At 42.5% G+C, this 6,572-nt stretch carries 7 protein-coding genes; 6 read left to right on the forward strand and 1 reads right to left on the reverse strand.

The genetic code is table 11. The annotated features are described in order from the left end of the window. Positions 1 to 61: 61 nt before the first annotated feature. Entirely contained in the window at positions 62 to 1,012 is a 951-nt protein-coding gene (locus QME20_RS17615) for a mechanosensitive ion channel domain-containing protein (RefSeq protein WP_168533464.1), read from the forward strand. A 3-nt stretch (positions 1,013 to 1,015) separates the two neighbouring features. Here the strand turns inward: QME20_RS17615 and QME20_RS17620 are convergent, their stop codons facing one another. Further along, positions 1,016 to 1,570 carry an HNH endonuclease gene (locus tag QME20_RS17620; protein WP_014949384.1) on the reverse strand — a complete coding sequence of 185 codons (555 nt, stop codon included), beginning with the start codon at positions 1,568 to 1,570 and terminating at the stop codon, positions 1,016 to 1,018. Positions 1,571 to 1,909: 339 nt separating this feature from the next. Here QME20_RS17620 and pnp point away from each other — a divergent pair, with 339 nt between their 5' ends. The 5 genes from pnp (at position 1,910) to QME20_RS17645 (ending at position 6,376) form a co-directional block, all read left to right on the forward strand. Then, a complete protein-coding gene (gene pnp / locus QME20_RS17625) occupies positions 1,910 to 4,021 on the forward strand; it encodes a polyribonucleotide nucleotidyltransferase (protein ID WP_281716328.1) in 2,112 nt (703 codons plus the stop codon). A 161-nt stretch (positions 4,022 to 4,182) separates the two neighbouring features. After that, positions 4,183 to 4,476, forward strand: coding sequence for a DUF1244 domain-containing protein (locus QME20_RS17630; RefSeq protein ID WP_012518312.1), 294 nt, complete (start codon positions 4,183 to 4,185; stop codon positions 4,474 to 4,476). A gap of 273 nt (positions 4,477 to 4,749) precedes the next feature. After that, on the forward strand, positions 4,750 to 5,274 hold the full coding sequence (locus tag QME20_RS17635; RefSeq protein ID WP_281716324.1) for a hypothetical protein: 525 nt from the start codon (positions 4,750 to 4,752) through the stop codon (positions 5,272 to 5,274). 66 nt (positions 5,275 to 5,340) lie between these two features. Then, positions 5,341 to 5,820, forward strand: a complete 480-nt coding sequence (locus QME20_RS17640; RefSeq protein ID WP_281716325.1) for a hypothetical protein — start codon at positions 5,341 to 5,343, stop codon at positions 5,818 to 5,820. Between the two features lie 367 nt (positions 5,821 to 6,187). Beyond that, positions 6,188 to 6,376, forward strand: coding sequence for a hypothetical protein (locus tag QME20_RS17645; protein WP_281716326.1), 189 nt, complete (start codon positions 6,188 to 6,190; stop codon positions 6,374 to 6,376). The last annotated feature ends 196 nt before the right edge of the window (positions 6,377 to 6,572 follow it).

A 6,572-nucleotide genomic window follows, 5' to 3' on the forward strand; every position in this document is an offset into this window, starting at 1 on the left:
TCGTCGGCGCTTTTTTTTCGCCTATTCAAATATTTACCCTCGGAGTACAGACGGAGCTTACATGGAGATTGTGATAGACCCCGCGCAGTTATGGCATCAATTTATAAGTTTTGCCAATGATTATAAACTGCTGACATCTCTAGTACTTTTAATTGTACTGCTCTTTCTTAAAAAGGGTGTGTTGCGCCTTATCAGGCGCATTAGTTCTCATCGTGGCGAAGACCGCCGAAACCAAATCAATATCCTAGAGCAGTTGGGTAATGCCTTTATCATTATTGTGTTAATGATGGTGTGGAGTTCTGAAATCCAAACACTGGCAATCTCCATTGCTGCCTTTATGGTGGCCATTGTGTTGGCAACCCGCGAGTTTATTCAGTGTTTTATGGGGTTCATTTACTACCTGGGCGCTCGGCCGTTCAGGGTAGGCGACTGGATCCAAATGAACAACATCATTGGTGAAGTGGTAGAAATGGACTGGGCGAAAACGGCGCTTTTAGAAGTAGACCCTGAAAGCTTTAACTACACGGGTAAACACGTGTACGTGCCTAATAGCCAGCTAGTGACCCAAACTGTACGAAATCTTAACTTTATGCGTCGCTACCGTTTGCATTCATTTGAAATAGTGAACGAGCCTTCTGTGAACGCCTATAGTCTGCTTCCAGCGTTTCATGCCAGGGCACAGGCACATTGTGAATATTTCCGCGATGTAGCAGAGCGCTACAAAGGCCTAATTGAACGTCACTTAGAGCAAGAGTTTATTCGCATCGACCCTGAGGTTGAGATTAAAACCAATGAACTTGCCAAAGTGGTGGTAAAGGTAAGCTTGTTTTGCCCTACAGCCGAAGCTCACGAGTTAGAGCACAAAATGTGCTCAGATTGGTTAAGCCTGTGGTTCAAAGCGCAAAAAGAAGAGCAGCGCCAGCTTCACGCACAGCACAGCGATTCCTCTTCAGTGCAGAATCAAGCTAAAGCAATGCCCGAAGCACAGACAACTACTAGCGGTGCGCTATAGCGTTTATTCCAAGCACGTCCATTCTCTGTGGCTGGTAAAGTGGCCTTGTAAAAAGGCCATTTGGTCAGCCAAAATTCGCCTGTTCATTAAATAAAAGCGCTCGTACACATTTGGCCTAAACGGAACCGCGAGTAGGGGCATGTTGGCTTCTTCTGGCGTTTTCGCACCTTTCGCGTGATTACACCGCTGGCAAGCCGTGGCAACGTTCGTCCAACTGTCTTTTCCGCCGCGAGAGCGTGGGATAATGTGGTCTCGGGTAAGCTGCTTTGGCGTAAATTTATTGCCGCAGTACATACACAGGTAGCTATCGCGCCTAAACAAATAGCGATTAGTAAGGGCAACTTTGCCAGATAAATCTGTTACCTTGCCGTCGCACGCGATAATACTAGACAGGGTAAGCTGACTTTGCAGCCCTTCGTGATTCCAGCCTCCCTTGAGCGTAATAGCATCGCTACCTAGCTCAAATAGCACCTTATCCTGACTGTAAAGCTTTGCGGCTTGTTCAACATCTATCCACTCTTGTGGCATGCCTGCTTTATTAAGTCGAAGTACCAACATGGTTATCTCCTTTAGCACACTAATATTAGACGTTCTTGTTGTGGTTAATCACTTCTGCGCATTGGTCGCACGTGATGTTTATTTAAGTTCTTACGTTGTTCGCTTTTTGTTCTAGCATACGCTGTTTTGTGTCAGTATGATGAAAATATAGTCAATAATTGAAATTTCACAGATATTTCATATAGTCATGGTGCTATAGGTGGTAGCGGTTAATGACCAAATAACACGACAAATTCCGCGCGGGGCTACATTTGACCATGGTATTAACGCCACTTCATGGCTATACTATGCGCCGCGTTTAAAAGCGATAAAATAAAGATTGAAATTAAAGGACAAATAGTGACTCCTATTACTAAATCATTTCAGTATGGACAGCATACTGTAACTCTAGAGACGGGTGTAATTGCTCGTCAGGCAACAGCTGCGGTTCTTGCGAGCATGGACGATACGTCTGTACTGGTAACAGTAGTTGGTAAAAAAGAAGCCAAAGCAGATCAAGACTTCTTCCCACTTACTGTTAACTACCAAGAAAAAGCGTACGCTGCGGGTAAAATCCCAGGTGGTTTCTTCAAGCGTGAAGGTCGTCCATCTGAAGGTGAAACACTGATTGCACGTCTTATCGACCGTCCAATCCGCCCATTATTCCCAGAAGGTTTCAAAAACGAAGTACAAGTTGTTGTTACTGTAATGTCTGCTAACCCAGATATCCCTACAGACATCATCTCTATGATTGGTACTTCTGCAGCCCTTGCTATCTCTGGTATTCCTTTCAACGGCCCAATTGGTGCGGCTCGTGTTGGTTATAGCAACGGTGAATACATTCTAAATACACGCGCAGAAGAGCAAGCTGAAAGCGAGCTTGACCTTGTTGTTGCGGGTACTGAAGGCGCAGTACTTATGGTTGAATCAGAAGCAAGCGTGCTTTCTGAAGACACCATGCTAGGTGCGGTTATGTTCGGTCACGAGCAAATGCAAACTGTGGTTAACGCAGTTAACGAATTTGCAGCTGAAGTTGGCACTGAGAAGTGGGACTGGACACCAGAAGCAGAAAACACTGCGCTTAAAGACAAAGTTAAAGCACTAGCTGAAGCAGAAATGACTGCGGCTTACCAGATTTCTGACAAGTTAGAGCGTAAAGACGCAGTAACTGCAGCAACTGAAAAAGCACTAGAAGCTATCCTTGCTGAAGACGAAGAACAAGATAAGAAAGAAGTACTAGACCTTCTTCACGAACTTGAGTCTGACGTTGTACGTTCACGCATTCTATCTGGCGCGCCGCGTATTGATGGTCGTGACCCAGCAATGATCCGTGCACTAGACGTAGCGACAGGTATTCTTCCTCGTACTCACGGCTCTGCACTATTTACTCGTGGTGAAACTCAGGCACTTGTAGCTGCTACGCTTGGTACAGAGCGTGACGCACAGATGATTGACGAGCTTCAAGGTAAGCGCGACAGCCGTTTCATGCTTCACTACAACTTCCCTCCATACTGTGTTGGTGAAACCGGTATGATTGGTTCGCCTAAGCGTCGTGAAATTGGTCACGGTCGTCTAGCGAAGCGCGGTATTCAAGCCGTAATGCCAAGTGAAGAAGAATTCCCGTACGTAGTACGTGTGGTTTCTGAAATCACAGAATCAAACGGTTCATCTTCAATGGCGTCTGTATGTGGTACTTCACTAGCGCTTATGGATGCGGGTGTTCCAATTAAAGCGTCTGTTGCGGGTATCGCAATGGGCCTAGTTAAGAGTGACGACAACTTTGTTGTACTTTCAGACATCCTTGGTGACGAAGATCACCTTGGCGACATGGACTTTAAAGTAGCGGGTACTACCGAAGGTATTACTGCACTTCAAATGGACATTAAGATTGAAGGTATCACTAAAGAAATCATGCAAATTGCGCTTAAACAAGCAAAAGAAGCACGTTTGCACATTCTTAACGTAATGGACGAAGCGATTGGCGGTCACCGTGAAGAGCTAAGTGAATTTGCTCCACGCATTTACACAATGAAGATTGACCAAGACAAGATTCGTGACGTTATCGGTAAAGGCGGCGCAATGATCCGTCAAATTACTGAAGAGTCTGACACTAACATTGAGATTGAAGACGACGGTACTATCAAAATCTTCGCGACAGAGCGTGCGAAAGCAGACATCGCTATTGGCAAGATTGAACAAGTAACGGCTGAAATTGAAGTTGGTAAGACTTACAACGGTAAGATTACACGTATTGTAGACTTCGGTGCGTTCGTAGAAGTACTTCCAGGTAAAGAAGGTCTTGTTCACATTTCACAAATCGCTCACGAGCGTGTGAACAAAGTAACTGACTACCTAGAAGAAGGCCAAATGGTTGACGTTAAGGTTATGGAAATCGATCGCCAAAACCGTGTACGTTTAAGCATTAAAGAGCTTCTAGAAAAGCCTGCGCCAAAGTCTGACGACGCAGAGTAATAGCAATTAGGTTTTAAACCTAGTTAGTTATGTTTAAGTAAAAAGGGAGCTTGGCTCCCTTTTTTCGTTTTAGGTTTTAAAAGTAACAATGGGTTGGGTTTTACCCGTTAACCCACACATCCAACCTATAACGAAAAGCGCTTTTTTAGAGGTATTTGATAATGGATAAGCAAACACAAACCGAAGTAGAAGCAGCAGTATTTCGCCGCTTAGTAGAACACCTAGACGCGAATAAAGACGTTCAGAACATCGACCTGATGATTTTGGCCGACTTCTGCCGTAACTGCTTGGCAAAATGGTATTCGGCAGCTGCAAGCGAGCAGGGCGCTGATATCGACTACGAAGCAGCGCGCGAAGTTGTATACAAAATGCCGTATTCAGAGTGGAAAGAGAAGCATCAGCTTCCAGCTACTGATGAGCAGTTGGAGAAGTTGGCTGCTAGGCAGGGGAAGTAGTTTTTAGTTCAAGTGACGTTGAATTACTTGTTTTAGAAGCCAGCGGAAGCTGGCTTTTTTGTGTTTGGCTTGCGTGAAATACACCAAAAGCACCTGCATACCGATTTGGTGTTTTTAATAAATGAGCTAAAAACGATATTACGGTTTTTTCTTTATTTCTCTGGTGGTTGTGGTTTAGAGTAGTATGCAATCAAAAGGACAAATACCCGAAAGTGGTGTGGGAAAAACACCGTTTTGGGGAAGATTAAACTGTTAGGCATACAAGGAGTATAAATGTCGCTATCAGAATACCTAATAGAAGAAATTAGAACTTGGGATGTTGTTGAACTTCCCCAAAGGGCTTTTCATGGTTGTAGGCATGATGATATAGGAATAGATATTCTAAATTTGAAAATATCTGGAAATAAGTGGTGCTCTATTGATGCAGCTTATGCAGGTGATTATGCTTGGCATCACACAAGAAACCATCAAGCTGTACCTTATATCTTAGAAGTTCTAATGACAGAGCAATTAACAGGCATTCAAAGGCCTAAACACTTAAATGGTGAAGCTTGGGCTCCTTTTCTGGGGAAGTGTTTTCCACAGTATTCTGGTTATGAATTAAGTAGAGAATTTGCAAGAAGTATTGTTGCTCATATAAAAGTAGCTTTGGGTAATAATATCAACGGTTATATTTCATATGGTGGCGATGAGATCATAGTTACTGATACCGAGAGGTATTTAGTTGTGGAAAGTAGTCTGAAATTACCTATGGAAAAAACAGAGTATTTGAAAATTAAAGGTGGCGTATATGCCTAACAAGTGCAGCCAGCGGATTCGCTACTTCTTCCGCTGCTGCAAGCGTCATGTTCTGAGGTGAGTAATTTGACTGAAGTAGTACTTGTTGGAACTCTACACTCGAAACAAAGAGATAAAGAAACAACCAATTTTTCTAATTATATAAAAGAAACGATCACAAAATATGATATTGACGCTTTAGCTGAAGAAATTGATATTCATGATTCAGTAGTATTCGATATTTCTAACGAATTGAATATAGAGTATAAAATCATTGAACCCAATGAACATGAGCGCATTGCTCTTGGTATAGATAGTTTAAATCAAATAGAGTTTGCCATACTTATGTTGTTTGATGATGTCGAATCTGTCGAAGCCAAATCAGAATGCGAGAAAAGAAAACAACAAACATATAGAGAGCGAGAGCAAGAATGGCTTAAGCGAGTTAAGGCCATGCGAGGTCAACGCATTCTGGTAATATGCGGTGCTGCACATATAAATACGTTTAATCAACTTCTTAAAAAGAGTAACTTTAATGTAATTATTGAATGTTCTTTGTGGGAATAGAACATTACAGGCCATAAAAGCAGACAAAAAACAGGTGGCTTTTGCTCCTTCGTCGCTCATTTTAGCCAACTATTTTATTGCCTGGTAACAGGACGTTATGTTACTTGCACACATTCGGAGGTTATTATAAATTCTAACTACTTTAACTATTCTTTTGAGCTACTTTCAGAGTAATCGATTTCACTTTGACAAAATGAGAATTGAAGGAGTGAAAGCTAGAAAAGAAGCATTAGAAGCAATCCTTGAGGCAATTACGAATACTAGGAAATATATCGAAAAATTGCCCGAAGGTTATAGCCGTGAAAAGGAGTTAGAATAAGCTCAGTAAATGGGGTAAAGCTGAGGTTTGTTGTAGCTTAGCAATAATATGAAGCACCAATTTAATGAGGCTTGTGACAAAGCCATGTATTGGGCTTCAGAGTTGAAAATGCCAAAAGAAGAGTTGGTAGAAAAATGGCAAGACCTCAACACTGTAGAGAAAAACTACCATGCTTTGATCCGTGAAATTAGTAACATAACACATATGAGCCTCCGGGCTGTCAATGAAAAAAGATAGCCCTTTGACCACTATTTCAAGATCAATACCGTTGCCTTTTTAGAACTCGTTTACTTCGTCTGTCATGGTCGATGTTAAGCGTATTGCCTACGTCAAACACATATAGAGGCTCTTATTGTGTGTCCGTCCGGTAATCCCCACATTCAATTCATGAATTAGCTACGGCATGGTGTTCTCTTTTTGTTAAGGAGAATGA

Source organism: Alteromonas sp. CyTr2 (genome assembly GCF_947311905.1).
Taxonomy (GTDB): domain Bacteria; phylum Pseudomonadota; class Gammaproteobacteria; order Enterobacterales; family Alteromonadaceae; genus Alteromonas; species Alteromonas macleodii.

Excerpts from the sequence above, each read along its gene's own strand:
- QME20_RS17615 (WP_168533464.1), top strand. The coding sequence starts at position 62 with ATGGAGATTGTGATAGACCCCGCGCAGTTATGGCATCAATTTATAAGT.
- QME20_RS17620 (WP_014949384.1), bottom strand. The coding sequence starts at position 1,570 with ATGTTGGTACTTCGACTTAATAAAGCAGGCATGCCACAAGAGTGGATA.
- QME20_RS17630 (WP_012518312.1), top strand. The coding sequence starts at position 4,183 with ATGGATAAGCAAACACAAACCGAAGTAGAAGCAGCAGTATTTCGCCGC.
- QME20_RS17635 (WP_281716324.1), top strand. The coding sequence starts at position 4,750 with ATGTCGCTATCAGAATACCTAATAGAAGAAATTAGAACTTGGGATGTT.
- QME20_RS17645 (WP_281716326.1), top strand. The coding sequence starts at position 6,188 with ATGAAGCACCAATTTAATGAGGCTTGTGACAAAGCCATGTATTGGGCT.